Source organism: Methylobacterium sp. 092160098-2 (assembly GCF_028920805.1).
Taxonomy (GTDB): domain Bacteria; phylum Pseudomonadota; class Alphaproteobacteria; order Rhizobiales; family Beijerinckiaceae; genus Methylobacterium; species Methylobacterium fujisawaense.
The window spans coordinates 446,670-461,991 of the sequence record NZ_JAQPZJ010000003.1; the positions used below are offsets into that span (position 1 = coordinate 446,670).

Genomic DNA, 15,322 nt, shown 5'->3' on the forward strand with positions numbered 1-15,322 from the left:
AGCATTGTAATAACATTACAATGCCTCGACCATCTGGAAACCTGAGCCTGAACGGGTGCGCGGAGGCCCCCCGGAACAGGGATCGCAGGTCGCGAAACGGTGGAGACGGACATGGGAACGGCGTCGCGGGCGCGCTTGCTGTGGCACGTCACCGCGAACGAGGCCTCGGCGGCCGCCTCCCCTCGGGATTGACGGCGCCTCGACACCCGCCAGGACACCCCGCCCGGCGCGTTTCGCGTGTGACCACGGCTGACGGCAGGTCTCCTGGCTCGCGGGTCGCCGCCCTCGCACCGTCTTCCCGGGGTGACCCAGTGACGTGGTGGTGAAGGGCTCGCCGCTTACAGTTGCGGGGGCAGCCGCGGCTTCGGGGCGGACCCCTCATCGCGTTCCCTTTTGATCCCCGAGGGGAACCGTCGAGGAACAGCTTGGCCGTCGTGCGTCCGGGCGTCAACCGCACGTCCGGGAGTTGTCGTGGATCGACGCGGCGGCCCGCCGGTTCGTTGCGGCGCCGTCGGGAACGATCTAGCCGGTTCGGCATGACGGTCTGGCGTCCCCCTGCGGAGATCCGCGTGAAGGCCTTGGGGCTCCCTCGGCGCGGCGATAGCCTGCTGGTGGCGGAGATCCATGCGGATGACGGGCGGCTGACAGGTGTCCGGCCCCTCGGTGGCAGCGTTGCGTTCGGTGAGAGGGCCGAGGACGCGCTGATCCGGGAGTTCGAAGAGGAGCTCGGCATCACCGTCACGGTGCTCGGCGGCCCGCGCGTCGTGGAGAACATCTTCCTGCACGAGGGGCAGGTCGGGCACGAGGTGCTGTTCCTGTTCCCGGTCGCCCTGCCGCCCGGCCGGTTCGACGGACAGGAGCGCTTCGTCTTCCACGAGGATTGCGGCACCGCCTGCGTGGCGCGGTGGTGCGATCTCGACGGGCTCGACGTCCCGGGCGGGCCGGAACTCTTCCCGACCGGCCTGAAGGCCTGGCTCCGCGCGGCGTGGGACGCGGAGCCCTGACGGGCGCGATCGCGCTGCCGCCTTTGCCGCTGCGCGCGGGCGATGCTACAGCCGTGCAATCCCATCGGTCCGGACGTCCGCGACGCCGCGGCCCATGCGCCCGGACGCTCCGTCCGAAGCGGAGACGGGTGCCGGCGGAAGCATGACGACACGACCTCCCAAAAGCGGCGGGCCGAAGGGGCGCAAGCCTCAGGCCGGCAAGTTCGATGCGGGCAAGTTCAAGCCCGGCAAGTTCCAGGCCGACGGCCGTGCCCGCACGGGCCCGCGCACCAGCGCCCGCGACGCTGCAGAGCGCGCGGCCCGCAATCGCGGCGACGATGCGGGTGCGCGCGATCCCTGGGGTGCGCAGGGCGCCGCAGCCGCAGCCCCGGCCCGGCCCGCGAAGCCGCGGCGCGACGCCGCCGCGCCGCGCGGTCCGCTGGCGGCGAAGCCCGGCAGCCGGCCCGTTTCCAAGCGCTCGGAGGCCCCTGGGCCTGCCCCGGCCCCTGCCCCCGCGCCGACACCCGGTCCGACCCGCCGCGAGCAGCGCGCGGCCGCCTCCGCGACCCTCGCCTCCGGGGTGCAGACCCTGATGGTCGAGCCGGACGAGGCCGGCATGCGGATCGACCGCTTCCTCACCGCGCGTTTCCCGCTCCTGCCCTTCACCCGCGTGCAGACCATCGTCCGCAAGGGCGAACTGCGCGTCGACGGCAAGCGCGCCAAGCCGAACGACCGGCTGGAGCCGGGCATGAGCGTGCGCGTGCCGCCGCTGCGCCTCGACCAGCCCTCCGAGCGCCCGCGCAACGCCGCCCGCGAGCAGGACGATGCCGAATTCATCCGGTCGCTCATCCTCTACGAGGATGCCGACATGATGATCCTCAACAAGCCCTTCGGCCTCGCGGTCCAGGGTGGTTCGGGGACGGTCCGGCACGTGGACGGCCTGCTCGCCGCCCTCACCGGCCCGGATGGCCAGAAGCCGCGGCTCGTCCACCGGCTCGACAAGGATACGGCCGGCTGCCTGATCGTCGCCAAGACCCGGCTCGCCGCCGCGACGCTCGCCAAGAGCTTCCGCTCCCGGGCCGCGCGGAAGATCTACTGGGCGCTGACCGCGGGCGTGCCGCGGGTCCGGCAGGGGCGTGTCTCGACCTACCTCGCCAAGGAGGAGCCCACCGACGCCGACGCGCGGATGCGCGTCGCCAAGCACGGCGACGAGGGGGCGAGCCACGCGCTGACCTACTACGCGATGGTCGATCAGGCCGCCCAGAAGCTGTCCTGGCTGTCGTTCAAGCCGGTGACCGGACGGACGCACCAGCTGCGCGCCCACGCGGCCCATATCGGCCACCCGATCGTCGGCGACCCGAAATACTTCTCCGTGGAGAATTGGGAGCTGCCGGGGGGCATCCAGAACCGACTGCACCTGCTCGCCCGCCGGATCGTCATCCCGCATCCGCGCACCGGCAAGCCCGTGGACGTGAGCGCGCCGCTACCGCCCCACATGGCGCAGAGCTGGAACCTGCTGGGCTTCGACGCCACCCGCTACGACCCGATCGTCGAGGCCCCGGAAGCCTGAGCGGGCAGCCAGGGCACGGCCGGGTTCGTCAGGGCGTCCGGGACTTCCGGCCGCCGCCCTGCGGCGCGACCCGCCGATCGCCGTCGGGGCCGCGCCCGGGATGCCGTCGCGACGGTGCCGCGCCTGGTCGAGTCCGCGCCGGACCTCCTGAGCTGCCGCCACGACCCGGGTCGGGCAGGAGAACCGCTTCGCCCTGCCCGTCGCCCTTCGGCCGAATGCGCGTCTCGATGCCGGTATCCTCGACCCGGCCCGGATGCATCGACGGGACGATCGCCCGTCCGGTCGAGGCTCCTGCAAGCTTCGCTGGCGGATAGGGATGATGGCTCCGGCGGTCCGTCGCGCCTGCGCCGCCGTGCCGGCACGCAGGGTGCAACGAAGACGGGCGCCTGCGTTCGGTTCAAACGATCGCCCAGGTGCCACTGCGGCGACGCGACGCGCCGGATGGCGGGATCCCCGCTTAGAGGACCGCGCGTGAGGCGGTCTCGGTCTCCGGTGAGAGGTCGGTTTCGCGCATCAAAGCGGGCAGCCGCAGGAGCCCCATCGCCGGATCCCCCTTCCATCCCCAAATCATTGTCGCGGGAGATGTGCGCTGCGGTATCCCCGGTGAAAGTGGACCGTCATCGGGGCGGGCCGTGCCGCGCATGCCTTGGCAATCGGCCGTGCCGCCTCATATGCTGCCCGCGCCCCGCCGATCCGCTGCGGGGCCAGTTTCCGGCGGTTCGAGACCCTGACATATGAAGCTCGCGATGCTGGCCTGCCTCGCCGCCCTGTGCCTCACCGGGCCGATCGCGCACGCCGCACCGGGCGAGGCAGCCAAGGCGGCGCCGACCGCGAACGGCGCCCATCCGGCCGAGGCGGCGTCGCCGCATCCGCCCGCCGCTCCCGCCGCGAATGCGGCGCCCACGCAGGCCGCGCAGCGCCGGCCCCGAACTCCCGCGCGGAGCGCCGCCGGCGTTCCTATGCGGCCTGCAATCGCGCCTCGCACCAGCGCGGCCTGCGCGGCGGCAAGCGCCGGCGTTTCCTGATCCGCTGCCGGCTCGGCTACGAGCGGACCCGGGTTCCCGGCGGTCAGCCCGCCGCGGCCGCGCCGGCACAGCCGGGCCGGAAGCCGTGACCGAGTCCGACATCCGCCCATCCGCGCCGTCGGGGCCGCCTTTGGCGCGTCGTCGGCGATGAGGCTCGTCGTCTTCGACGTCGACGGCACCCTCGTCGACAGCCAGCACCTGATCGTGGCGGCCCAGGAGGTGGCCTTCGCGGAGAATGGCCTGCCGGCCCCGGGGCGGCGCGAGGCGTTGTCCGTGGTGGGCCTGTCACTGCCGCAGGCCTTCCGGCGTCTGGTCGGCGAGGACGGCCCCGTTGCGGAACTCTCGGAGAGCTACAAGCAGGCCTACAACCGCCTGCGGCTCGATCCGGCCCATGAGGAACCGCTGTTCCCCGGGATGGCCGACCTGCTGACCCGGCTCCATGACCGTGGGGATGTGCTGATCGGCCTCGCGACGGGGAAGTCGCGGCGCGGCGTCGACCGGCTGATCGCGCATCACGGCTGGGCGGAGTGGTTCGCCACGACCCAGAGCGCCGACGACGCGCCGTCCAAGCCGGACCCGACCATGCTGCGGCAGGCGATCAGCGAGGCCGGTTGCGCGCCGGAGGCGACCGTGATGGTGGGCGACACGACCTTCGACATCGCCATGGGCGTGGCGGCCGGTGCCACGGCCATTGGGGTCGCCTGGGGGTATCATCCGCCGGACGCGCTCTACGGGGCCGGGGCCGTGACGGTCGTCCCGACGGCCGCTGCGCTGGAGGTGCTGCTTCTCGAGGGCCTCGCGACGGGCGGCTGATGGCGAAAGGCTCGCGCGCCGGGCCGGAAACGCCTATCTCGCGTCCATGAGCGATCAGACGACAGACTGGCTCGGCGAACCGGGCGACGGCGCGCGGCCCGACCCGATCCGTGCGGCCCGGGGCCATTCCAAGCCCGCCCTGCCCCGGCGGTTCTACACGGAGGCCGGCTTCTCCGAGGAGGCCGAGGGATTCCGGCTGACCCTGGACGGACGTCCGGCCAACACGCCGGCCCGCAACCCGCTGCGGCTCCCGAGCCGCGCCCTGGCCGAGCGGGTCGCGGCGGAATGGGCGGCCCAGGACACTGCGATCGACCCGGCACAGATGCCGCTGACGCGGCTCGCCAACACGGCGATCGACGGCGTCACGCTCCGCTTGGCTGCGGTGGCGGCCGATCTCTGCGCCTATGCCGGCACCGATCTCGTGGCCTACCGCGCTGGTGACCCGGAGCGCCTCGTGGCGGCGCAGGCGGCGGCCTGGGACCCGATCCTCGCCTGGGCGCGGGACGAGTTCGGTGCGCGGGTGATCCTGAGCGAGGGCGTCATGCATGTCGAGCAGCCCGCCGACACGATCCAGACCCTCTCCACGGCGGTGAATGCGGTGACGGATCCGTTCCGTTTGGCCGGACTGCACACCCTGACCACCCTGACCGGCTCCCTTCTGATCGCGCTGGCGGTGCTGCGTGGCCGCCTGGCCCCGGCGGAAGCCTGGGACGCCGCTCACGTCGACGAGACCTACCAGGCTGCCGTCTGGGGGCGCGACGCGGAGGCGGAAGCACGCCTCGCGGCGCGCCGGATCGAGTTCGAGGCGGCGGCCGCGTTCGTCGGTGTCGAAGGCTGAGCCGAGACCGGAAATCCGGTCGGTCGCGCAGATGCAATTGGGCAACAATCCGGCATTCGCGGCGCCCGGTCGGCTTCAACGGCTGACAAGCCGCGAACACTGTTTTACGGTCGGCGCACATTGTGTTCGAGACGACAATGCGTTCCGATCAGCCTGTCCGATGCAGATTTGAAGGCGAACTGGCGACGCTGATTGCCTCGAAGCAATCGTTCCGGGATCTACCCGCGCGATACGCGCTCTTCGACGCTCTTTCGGACCTCGAACGCAGGGCAAAGAGCGCCGGTGCCCCCGACCTGACCTTGCGCAAGATCGCCGAGATCCGCTTCCTGACGGGCATCCTGCGCGAGTCGGTGCGCCCCTTCCCGGTTGCGTCCCTGCGGACGGTGCTGCGGGCTCGCGAGCGGGTCGACCGACGCCGCGTTCCCGCCTCCGAGGCGGCGGATCTCGACGCGGTCTGACGCCCGGGTCTCGCCGACGCGGCTCAGGCTGGCGCGGCCAGGGCCGCCCGGATCTTCGCCTCCAGGGCCGCGGGCTTCGTCCCGGGCGCGAAACGGGCGATGACCCGGCCGTCACGACCCACCAGAAACTTGGTGAAGTTCCACTTGACCACCCGCGTGCCGAACAGCCCCGGTCGGGCCTGGGTAAGATGGGCGTAGAGCGGATCGGCATCCGGCCCGTTCACCGCGATCTTGGCGAGGACCGGGAAACTCACGTCGTAGCGCAGCGAGCAGAATTGCGCGATTTCGGTGGCGTCGCCCGGCTCCTGGGCGCCGAACTGGTTGCAGGGGAAGCCCAGGATCGTCAGACCTTCCTCCCGGTATCGGCGCCACAGCGCCTCCAGGCCCTCATATTGCGGGGTGAAGCCGCAGCGGGAGGCCGTGTTGACGATGAGCAGCACCTGTCCGCGATGCTGCGCGAGCGGGTAAGGCGTGCCGTCGGCCGCGGACACGCTGAGATCGTGAACTGTCGTCATGCCCGATCACTTGAGCAAACCGGCCGGTTCCGCAAGACGCGCGCATCATCTCATCGCGACCGCGCCGCGGCGGCGCCGGCGGCGCGTGGAGCCCGCCTCCCCTCCGCGCCCGACCGGGATGTGGGGATGCCGCGCTGTCGCTTCCTCGTCCGGGGCGCATCCACGGTGCCGGAGGCGCCGGGCACCGGATTGCGGGACAGGCAATCCGCCTGGCTGACGGGCGTCCGACCCGGAGTGCTGAAACGGAGCGGTCACGTGTTCATGAGCCCCTGAGAGTGGGCTCCTCCGGTCCGGGCCGATGGGCTCAGGCCGGGACTTTCCGGACGTCGAAGCTCGGGCCCTGCGGGGTCATGCGGTCGGTGGTGACGATGCGTTCGTCGGCGCCGACCACTCCGAGACTGACATCGCGGTCCGGCAGGACGACGGTGGTGCTCTTGTTGACGTGGACCAGCACGTGCCGCCGCAGCGGCACCGAGGCGACGGCCCAGCGTTTGAGCTGCCCGTAATAGGGTTCGCGCCGCCACGCGCCCGCTTGGCCGGGATCGACCTGGACGTTCATGTTGCGGCTGAGCGGGTCGAGGCTCAGCACCATCTTGGCGCGATCCGGCTTCCATTCCGGTCCGAGCCAGCCTTCCGTCATCCAGAGGCAGTGGAATGCCCGGCAATGGTCGGGCCGGGTGGCGTGAATGGCGCAGCCCTGGCCGGCCCTGGTGTGCCGGCACCATTGTCCGGCCACGCTCTCCACCGCGGGTACGTCGTAGACCTTGCAGCAGAGCGTGCAGGCGCCGCAGGCGCGGCCGGGGGCGGGTTGTGCGACGAACGTTTCCGGATTGAGCATCGGTCGGGCGTCAACAGAGGCGGTCGCGGGCGGCATGCGTCCGGTAACGGCCGGCCGCGGGTCCTTCGGGCTACCTGCCGGGGCATCGGGTCGGTAGTGTGGCGGCGGTGACCCTCGCACGAGGACCTTGCGAACCATGCTCTCGAATCTCGCGACCCGCGACGTCGAAACCGTTCTCCACCCCTACACCAACCTGTCGACGCACCGACAGATCGGTCCGCTGGTTCTGGAGCGCGGCGAGGGTGTGCATGTCTACGACACCGAGGGGCGTCCCTATATCGAGGGCATGTCCGGCCTGTGGTGCACGGCCTTGGGCTATTCCAACGCCGAGCTGGTGGAGGCGGCCCGGGCGCAGATGGCGCGCCTGCCCTTCACGCACCTGTTCTCCGGCCGCAGCCACGATCCGGGTATCGAACTCGCCGAGACGCTCAAGGAGCTGATGCCGGTTCCGACCTCGAAGATCTTTTTCACGTCTTCGGGATCCGAGGCCAACGACACGCAGGTCAAGCTCACGTGGTATTACAACAACGCCCTCGGGCGCCGGAATAAAAAGAAGATCATCGCCCGCCAGAAGGGCTACCATGGCGTGACGGTCGCCAGTGCGTCGATGACCGGGCTCGCCGCGAATCACGCCGACTGGGACCTGCCGCTTCCGGGCTTCCTGCACGTCTCCGCCGCCCACCATTACCGGGGCGCCGAGCCGGGCGAGAGCGAGGAGGCCTATTCCGCGCGCCTCGCCGCCGAACTGGAGGAGACCATCCTGCGGGAGGGGCCGGACACGGTGGCGGCCTTCATCGCCGAGCCGGTCATGGGCGCGGGCGGCGCGATCGTGCCGCCGCGGGGCTATTTTTCCGCGATCCAGGCGGTGCTGGCGAAATACGAGGTCCGCTTCATCGCCGATGAGGTGATCTGCGGCTTCGGACGGCTCGGCACGTGGTTCGGCAGCGAGGCGCTGGGTGCCCGGCCCGATTCGATCTCCTTCGCCAAGGCCCTGACCTCGGCCTACATGCCGCTCGGCGGCGTGAGCATCGACGAACCGCTCTACGAAGCGCTTGTCGGCCAGAGCGAGAAGATCGGCACCTTCGGCCACGGCACCACCTATTCCGGACACCCGGTGGCTGCGGCCGTGGCGCTGAAGGCCATCGAGATCTATCGCCGCGACCGCATCATCGAGGGGGCGGCCGAGAAGGCACCCCAGTTCCAGCGTCGCCTCTCGGCGCTGGCCGGGCACGACCTCGTGGGCGAGGCCGGGGGCATCGGGCTGATCGGCGGCCTGGAGATCGTCGCCGACAAGGCCACCAAGCGGCAATACGACCCCAAGGCCGGCGTCGCTGCGCGCTGCGTCGCCTTCGCGCAGGGCGAAGGTCTGATCGTGCGGGCGCTTGCCGGCGACCGCGTCGCGGTCTGCCCGCCGCTGATCATCGCGCCGGATGAGATCGATGCCCTGTTCGACCGGCTCGGCCGGGCGCTCGACCGCACCCGGGACTGGATCCGCGCCGAGGGGCTGGAGGCGATGCCGGGCTGAGGCGCGCGGCCGGGCGCGGATGGACCTCAGACGGACGGCGGGAAAACCGTCGTCCGGACCCGGTGCCGCACCCGCATTCCGGTCGAAGACGCGCGCTCCGTCATTTTGCGTGGCGCGACGTGACCCGGCACGCCGCGAGGTCCATCAGCATCGCGCCCCCGGACGGCTTCGCTGTGCGCGCAGACGCGGCGGCGTCGAAGCCGCCGCCCGGACGCGGCATCACACCGCGTCGCGCTGCGCGTCCGGCTGAGCGGTGGCCTGGAGCCCGGTCGCCGTCAGCGGCGTGATGCGCAGCGTGGTGATCCGGTTCTTGGCCTTCCGCAGCACCTGGAAGCGGAAGCCGTGGAAGTTGAAGGCCGTCCCCTGATCCGGGATGGTCCGGGCCTCGTGGATGACGAGGCCCGCGATCGTGGTCGCCTCCTCGTCGGGGAGTTTCCAGTCCATCGCGCGGTTCAGGTCGCGGATCGGCACGCCGCCATCGACGTTCACCGACCCGTCCCCCTGCGGGCGCACCCCCGAGACCGTGACGTCGTGCTCGTCGGCGATGTCGCCGACGATCTCCTCCAGAATGTCTTCCAGAGTCACGAGGCCCATCACCTCGCCGTACTCGTCGACCACCAGGGCGAAGTGGGTCTTCTTGGTGAGGAAGGCCTTAAGCTGGGCGCGCAGGGACGTGGTGCCCGGCACGAACCACGTCTCCAGGGCGAGCGCCTCGACCTTGAGGCCCGAGGCGTCGCCCCCCGCCGCGTCGAGCGCCCGCAGCAGGTCCTTGGCGTGGAGCACGCCCACGATGTTCTCCGGCGTGCCGCGCCACAGGGGCATGCGCGTATAGGGCGAGGACAGGACCGCGCGGACGATGTCCTCGGAGGGCTGGTCGGCGTCGATCGCCCGCATCTTGGTGCGGTGGACCATGACGTCGGAGACCGACAGGTCCGAGAGGTCGAGGAGGCCGCCCAGCATGTCGCGCTCGGCCTTGGCGACGCCCCCCTCCCGGTGCATCAGCGCCACCTGCCCGCGCAGCTCCTCGGCGGCGGTGAGGATCGACTGGTGCTCGCCGATGGTGACGCCGAACGGCTTCAGCATCAGCCGCACGAGATGCTCGATGGCGATGGCCAGCGGGCCCATCAGCGCCACCGCGAAGGCCACCGGCCGGGCGGTGAGCAGCGCCGCCTTGTCGGGCTTGGAGATGGCGAGGGTCTTCGGCAGCACCTCGGCGAACACGATGACCAGCACCGACATGCCGACCGTGGCGTAGATCACGCCGCTCTTGCCGAACAGCGCGGTGAGCACGCTGGTGGTGAAGGCCGAGGCGCCGATCGCCACGATGTTGTAGCCGATCAGCATGGCGCCGATGAAGCGCTCGCGGATCGCCAGGATGCGGTTGACGATCGCGGCCCGCGGGTCGCCCGCCTGTTCGAGGGCGTGCATCCGCGCCCGCGACGCGGCCGTGAAGGCCGTCTCCGCGCCCGCGAAGAAAGCCGAGAGGAGCAACGAGATCGCCACGATGCTCGCGGCGAACCACAGGTCGATATGGGTTTCCATCGGGTCCGTCAGGCACGCCGCGCGCGGCTTGTCGGCCGCCCATATAGCGCCTCCCGCGACTTATTGCGCGCCGATCTGGCGCACCGTCCACGTCGCCCAGTAGACGGGCCTTCCGTAGAGGCTCGACGTGTCGCGGCCGGAGGCGGTCGGAGCGAGCCGGTCGAGCCAGGTCAGGAACCCGGCCTTGTTCGGATAGATCGCCGGCGTGTCGAGGTTGCCTTCCGCGTCCGTCATCCAGAAATGCGCGCTCCGATCGTACCGGCCGCTGCCGTCGCCCCCCGAGCGCAGTCCGAGATAGGCCGGCGAGCGGCCGGCTTCGACCGGATCGGCGTAGAGCTTGAGGGCGCCGATGCCGTCGAGGTTCATGTCTGCGGTGTACTGGAGGCAGATGTCCGCCACGGGGCCGCCCGGCGCGTTGGCGGGCCGCTGGCACGTGTAGGAGACCGCCCAGCGCTGCAAGCCCTTGGCCCGGGCCACACGCACGAGGGACCCGGGCGGCAGCGGCCCGGCGAGCTTGCGGGCCGTCGACCAGACCTTCGCCCCGGACAGGTCCTGCGCGGTGCGCAGGAAGAGCCCGGTGCGGCGCTTCTCGGGGGCGAGGCCGCAATCCTCGGGCAGCACGTCGGTGTAGACGTAGTGATAGGTGCGATCCACGACGCTGATCGAACCGGCGAGCCCGTGGGTCTCGAAGGCCGGGGCCGTGCAGGCCGAGGTCACCGGCTTGCCCGCCTCGTCGATCACCGCGGCGGGGGCGGGCGGGTCGCTGCGCCGCCCGCGGCCCGCGCCGGCCTCGAACGGCGTCCAGGCCAGGCCGTACCCGTCCGCGGTGCGGGTGCGGATCTCGAAGGTCTGGAAATCGAGGGTCCGGGCCTCGATCTGCACGCGGCGGCGGACATCGGCCGGGCCGGACGCCGGCGCGTCCTGCTCCGCTCGCCGGCGCCGACGGCGGCCCCGGCGCTCGGTCTCGGCATCGTCCCCGCCGGTGACGCCCACGCGCTCCTGCCCGAGCAGGAAGACGTAGCTGTAGGCCTCCCCGGCCCAGGTGCGGCCCGTCACCGCGATCGGGTCGCGCGGGCCGATCCCCTCAGCCGTCGGTGTCGGTTCGGACCAGCCGCGCGCCCGCGTGCTCTGCTCTGGCAGGTCGACCCAGAACCGGTCGGCCGTGGGCGGCAGCGTCGTGACCAAGGCCTCGAAGGTCCGCCCGGTGCGCAGGGCGCCCCCATCCCGGCTGTCCGTGGCGCGGCGCTCCGGGCAGGGCTCGTCCCGTCGGGATGCCACCGGGGTCTGCCCCTGGAACAGGGCTTGGATCGGGCCCGGTGCCTCGGAACGGGCAAGCCGCAGGAGCTGAACGCCGCGTACGAACGCGCAGGGCGCCGGCGCGATCAGGACGCCCTCGGCCTCCGAGCCATCCCGGCAGATCTCGAGGGCGCCGCCGCCGGTGAGGAAGCAGCTCGGCGCGCTGCCCTCGTAGCTCGCGGGCCTGGCCTCGGCGGGGTCTGGTCCAAGCAGCACGGATCCGGCCACTCCGCAGAGCCCCGCGAGGGCGCCGACGTGCCAGCGGCGCCCGGCCGAGCGCCGAGACCTTGAGTCGCGTACGCAGGAGACGGTGGTATCGGCGAAGGATGTTCCAGCAGACTCTATAGAAACCACGTCTATCGCCGATGTTGACCCGGTTATCGAAATAGTCTCGCAGGCTCTATCCTACGGTGGTCGAACCGGGAAGTGGCGCGGACCACGCACAGCGCCTTCGATGGGGATGGGGCGAACCCCGGGCCCGCTCGTCCGTTGTCGCGGCTTGAGGGCCCCGCTTGGCCGCTCCTGTCAGCGTTCGGAGATCAGCGCATGGATATCGCCGTCGAAACCGTCACCGACATCGTCATGCGGCTGCGCGCCATCGAGGTGAAGGAGGGCAACACCGATCCGGATTCGGGCTCGAACCCGATCGACGACGGGTCCACCGACGTCCTGACCTCCGGCACCGACGACGCCACGGAATCCGAGGTCCGGGGCCTGATCGCCGGGCTCGACGACGATTCCCGGGCCGAGCTGCTCGCCCTTCTCTATATCGGACGCGGCGACATGGAGCCCGAGGAGTGGAGCGAGGCCGTGCGCTTCGCCCGCGAGCGCGAGGCCGCTGGCGAGGGCGCCGTGCGGGAGCTGCTGGGCTCGCCCGACGCCGGGGATCTGCTGGAGGAGGGCCTCGACGCGATGGGGCTCAGCCCCGAACTGCCGCAGGCCTGAGCGCCCGGGAGCGGCCGGTCCATGGCCTCACGCGTGCGCAGGGGCGCCACCAAGGCGCTGCGGGTCCTCACCCGGCCGGTCCGCCGGGCGCAGGGCCGGGGCGGCAAGGGACCGGGTGGCCTCGTGGTCGAGCCGTACCGCGGCTACGGCTCACGCGATGAGGTATTCCTGATCGGCCGCGTCTTCCGGCAATCGCCCGGGATCCCCGGCGAGGATCCCGATTCCCTGCGGGCGCAATGGCGCGACCTGCGGCGCCGCATCGCCCGGCGGGCGATTGCCGGAGCCGCCGTGACCGCCCGGTTCGGCGACGACGCCGTCCGGGTCGAGACCGACCGCGACGGTTATTTCCGTCTGCACCTGCACCCGCGTACGCGACCGGCTGCGCCGGGGGAGTGGCACGCGGTCGACCTCCTCCTCGACGCCGACCCGCCGATCCCCGCCGAGGGCGCGGTGTTCATCCCGCCCGACCAGTGCCGTGTCGTCGTCGTCAGTGACATCGACGACACGGTCATGCGCACCGGTGTCGCCAACAAGCTGACGATGCTCTGGCGCCTGTTCGTGGAGGATGCCGAGAGCCGGGTCGCCTTCCCGGGTGTGGCCGCCCTCTACCGGGCCCTGCATGCGGGCGCCGGCGGCGGCGAGGGCAACCCGATGCTCTACGTCTCCCGGGCCCCCTGGGGCCTCTACGAAATGCTGTCGGAATTCTTCCAGCGCCACGGCATTCCGGCGGGGCCGGTGCTGTTCCTGAGGGAATGGGGCCTGTCCTGGACGCATCCGCTGCCGCGCCGGGCCACCGACCACAAGCAGGCGCTGATCCGCCACATGCTCGCCCTCTACCGGGATCTGCCCTTCGTGCTGATCGGCGACAGCGGCCAGCACGATCCGGAGGTCTACGCGCAGATCGTCGAGGAGAATCCCGGGCGGGTGCTGGCAGTCTACATCCGCAACGTGTCCCGCGACTCGGCCCGGGTCGAGGAGATCGTCCGCCTCGCCGGCGCCGTCGCCCGGGCCGGATCGAGCCTGGTGCTGGCCGGCGACAGCGTCGCCATGGCCGAGCATGCGGCGGCCATCGGGTTGATCGCCCCCGAGGCGGTGGCCGGCGTCGCCGACGAGCACGCCGCGGCGGAGACCGATACACGGCGGGAGACCGCCCGGATCACGCCGGATCTCGCCGGTTCTGCCGCGGAGGACCCGATCGCCCCCGAGGCGATCGCCGAGGCGCTGGCCGGTGACGGCGCCGTGCCGGCGACCCTGGTGGTCGAGCCGGCCACCCCGGCTGCACTGCCGCGCCTCGAAGCGTGAACGCACAGCCGTGATCGTAACCGGGGCCGCTGTCGCGCTCCGCCCCGTCGGATACTTCATGGATCCACGCAGCCGGCCCCCGCCGAGACGGGTCCGCAGACCGGGCTGCCCAGGAGGAACCGAGATGCGCCTGAGCCTGTCCGCGCTGCTGATGATCGCCTGCGGAACCCACGCCGCCCTCGGGCAGGCCGCACCCGCCGAGAGGCCAGTTCCCCGTTTCGAGCAGCTCGAGGCCGAGATCGGGGCGGCCAATGCCGCGCCGGGGCCACGGACGGTACCGGCCAAGGTCGTGCCGGTGCCCGCCGACACGACGAGTCCGCAATTCCGCACGGCAGTGGCGGCGCCCTACCGCGTGCCGGCCTGGAACGCGAACCCGCCGGACGCCGCGGCCTGGAAGGCCCTGGTCGACCGGCTGGCCGCCGCCGGCGCCGCCGCCCTCCCCGCCCTGCGTGAGAAGCTCGGCGTCACCAGCGAGGCCGCCGTGATCGGCGGCGTGAAGGCCTTCGTGATCCAGCCCCGGCAGATGCCCGAGGCCAACCGCAACCGCCTGCTCCTGCACATCCACGGGGGCGGCTACGTCTACAATCCCGGCGAGTCCGGCACGCTGGAGGCGATCCTGATGGCCGGCCTCGGCGGCTACAAGGTCATCGCGGTGGATTACCGCATGCCGCCGGATGCCCCCTACCCCGCCGCCATGGACGACGCGACCGCCGTGTGGCGCGCCATGCTGACCATGCAGAAGCCTCAGAACATGGCGGTGTTCGGCACCTCCACGGGCGGCGGCATGACCCTGGCTCTGATGCTCCGCGCCAAGTCCGAGGGACTCGCGCTGCCGGCGGCGATCGGCCTCGGCACGCCCTGGTCCGACATGACCGAGACCGGCGACAGCTACCGGACCAACGAGTGGCTGGACAACGTCCTCGTCAGCTATTCCGGCTACCTGACGCCGGCCGCCAAGCTCTACGCCGCCGGTCGGGACCTGAAGGACCCGCAGCTCTCGCCGATCTATGGCGATTTCGCCGGCCTGCCGCCCGCGATCCTGATCACCGGCACCCGCGACCTGTTCCTGTCGAACACCGTGCGCACCCATCGGAAGCTGCGCGCCGCCGGGATCGAGGCGTCCCTTCAGGTGTTCGAGGGCATGTCCCACGCCCAGTACCTCTTCACCCCGGACGCCCCGGAGACCAAGGAGGTGTTCGGCGAGATGGCGCGGTTCTTCGATAGCCATCTGGGGCGGTGAGACGCGGCGCGGCGGGCTTGCGCGGGGCTTGTCCTCACGAAATGGTGCAATGCAGCAATTCGGTGGGAAGCCTTCACATCCCGGTGGCGATGCCTAGGTTTGGGCGCTCCCGTGCCGGTCCACGCTCTTCGAGCCTGTTGGAGCCCATCCGTGCAAACCTACACCCTCGCCATCGCCGACGGCGTCTTGTTCGCCTGCCTGCCCGACGAGGCCGACATCACGGCCGCGATCACCGACGCGACCGCCACCAATTACGGGTTCGGCCTCAGCCTCGACATCGTCCGTGGGGCGACCCTGACCAACGCGGCGGGGCCCGAGGACGAAGTCGTCTGGCAGGAAGGTCCCGACAGCGAGCTGCTCGACGCGCAAGGGCGGCGCTACCGCTACGCCGTCCGTCGCCCCTGCTGACCTGACTTCGGGAGGCCTGCCGGA

At 71.5% G+C, this 15,322-nt stretch carries 15 protein-coding genes and 1 riboswitch; of the genes, 11 read left to right on the plus strand and 4 right to left on the minus strand.

Going from position 1 to position 15,322, the window contains the following annotated elements:
• Positions 1–237: 237 nt before the first annotated feature.
• Positions 238–430: riboswitch (cobalamin riboswitch) on the minus strand.
• A 139-nt stretch (positions 431–569) separates the two neighbouring features.
• The 6 genes from PQI07_RS34320 (at position 570) to PQI07_RS34345 (ending at position 5,687) form a co-directional block, all read left to right on the plus strand.
• Complete coding sequence (locus PQI07_RS34320) at positions 570–1,004, plus strand: NUDIX hydrolase (protein WP_427902289.1); 435 nt, start codon at positions 570–572, stop codon at positions 1,002–1,004.
• Between the two features lie 142 nt (positions 1,005–1,146).
• Positions 1,147–2,553, plus strand: a complete 1,407-nt coding sequence (locus PQI07_RS34325) for an RluA family pseudouridine synthase (RefSeq protein WP_274929082.1) — start codon at positions 1,147–1,149, stop codon at positions 2,551–2,553.
• 734 nt (positions 2,554–3,287) lie between these two features.
• Positions 3,288–3,578: a hypothetical protein gene (locus PQI07_RS34330; RefSeq protein ID WP_446721009.1), complete on the plus strand. Its 291-nt coding sequence runs from the start codon at positions 3,288–3,290 to the stop codon at positions 3,576–3,578.
• A gap of 147 nt (positions 3,579–3,725) precedes the next feature.
• Positions 3,726–4,391, plus strand: a complete 666-nt coding sequence (locus PQI07_RS34335; protein WP_043352067.1) for an HAD-IA family hydrolase — start codon at positions 3,726–3,728, stop codon at positions 4,389–4,391.
• A gap of 46 nt (positions 4,392–4,437) precedes the next feature.
• The gene (locus tag PQI07_RS34340; protein WP_043755958.1) at positions 4,438–5,229 is read left to right on the plus strand and encodes an ATP12 family chaperone protein; all 792 of its coding nucleotides are present in this window, start codon (positions 4,438–4,440) and stop codon (positions 5,227–5,229) included.
• 299 nt (positions 5,230–5,528) lie between these two features.
• A complete protein-coding gene (locus PQI07_RS34345; protein WP_162494518.1) occupies positions 5,529–5,687 on the plus strand; it encodes a hypothetical protein in 159 nt (52 codons plus the stop codon).
• Positions 5,688–5,710: 23 nt separating this feature from the next.
• Here the strand turns inward: PQI07_RS34345 and PQI07_RS34350 are convergent, their stop codons facing one another.
• Together PQI07_RS34350 and PQI07_RS34355 are read right to left on the minus strand one after the other, a co-directional pair.
• On the minus strand, positions 5,711–6,202 hold the full coding sequence (locus PQI07_RS34350; protein WP_274929083.1) for a glutathione peroxidase: 492 nt from the start codon (positions 6,200–6,202) through the stop codon (positions 5,711–5,713).
• A 304-nt stretch (positions 6,203–6,506) separates the two neighbouring features.
• Positions 6,507–7,040, minus strand: a complete 534-nt coding sequence (locus PQI07_RS34355) for a hypothetical protein (RefSeq protein ID WP_043755954.1) — start codon at positions 7,038–7,040, stop codon at positions 6,507–6,509.
• Positions 7,041–7,176: 136 nt separating this feature from the next.
• On the opposite strand from PQI07_RS34355, the gene PQI07_RS34360 reads away from it, so the two are divergent.
• The gene (locus tag PQI07_RS34360; RefSeq protein WP_043388754.1) at positions 7,177–8,565 is read left to right on the plus strand and encodes an aminotransferase; all 1,389 of its coding nucleotides are present in this window, start codon (positions 7,177–7,179) and stop codon (positions 8,563–8,565) included.
• Between the two features lie 219 nt (positions 8,566–8,784).
• On the opposite strand, the gene PQI07_RS34365 is transcribed toward PQI07_RS34360, so the two are convergent.
• Together PQI07_RS34365 and PQI07_RS34370 are read right to left on the minus strand one after the other, a co-directional pair.
• Positions 8,785–10,107 (minus strand): HlyC/CorC family transporter, encoded by a 1,323-nt coding sequence (locus tag PQI07_RS34365; protein WP_043388750.1) that lies wholly within the window; start codon positions 10,105–10,107, stop codon positions 8,785–8,787.
• 60 nt (positions 10,108–10,167) lie between these two features.
• Positions 10,168–11,619: a hypothetical protein gene (locus PQI07_RS34370; protein ID WP_251982325.1), complete on the minus strand. Its 1,452-nt coding sequence runs from the start codon at positions 11,617–11,619 to the stop codon at positions 10,168–10,170.
• A 330-nt stretch (positions 11,620–11,949) separates the two neighbouring features.
• Between PQI07_RS34370 and PQI07_RS34375 the strand changes: the two genes are divergently transcribed.
• The 4 genes from PQI07_RS34375 (at position 11,950) to PQI07_RS34390 (ending at position 15,298) form a co-directional block, all read left to right on the plus strand.
• Positions 11,950–12,348, plus strand: a complete 399-nt coding sequence (locus PQI07_RS34375) for a DUF3775 domain-containing protein (protein WP_043352051.1) — start codon at positions 11,950–11,952, stop codon at positions 12,346–12,348.
• Between the two features lie 21 nt (positions 12,349–12,369).
• Positions 12,370–13,650, plus strand: coding sequence for an App1 family protein phosphatidate phosphatase (locus PQI07_RS34380; protein ID WP_274929084.1), 1,281 nt, complete (start codon positions 12,370–12,372; stop codon positions 13,648–13,650).
• 124 nt (positions 13,651–13,774) lie between these two features.
• A complete protein-coding gene (locus tag PQI07_RS34385) occupies positions 13,775–14,890 on the plus strand; it encodes an alpha/beta hydrolase (RefSeq protein WP_274929085.1) in 1,116 nt (371 codons plus the stop codon).
• A gap of 150 nt (positions 14,891–15,040) precedes the next feature.
• Complete coding sequence (locus PQI07_RS34390) at positions 15,041–15,298, plus strand: hypothetical protein (RefSeq protein WP_043352044.1); 258 nt, start codon at positions 15,041–15,043, stop codon at positions 15,296–15,298.
• Positions 15,299–15,322: the final 24 nt, after the last annotated feature.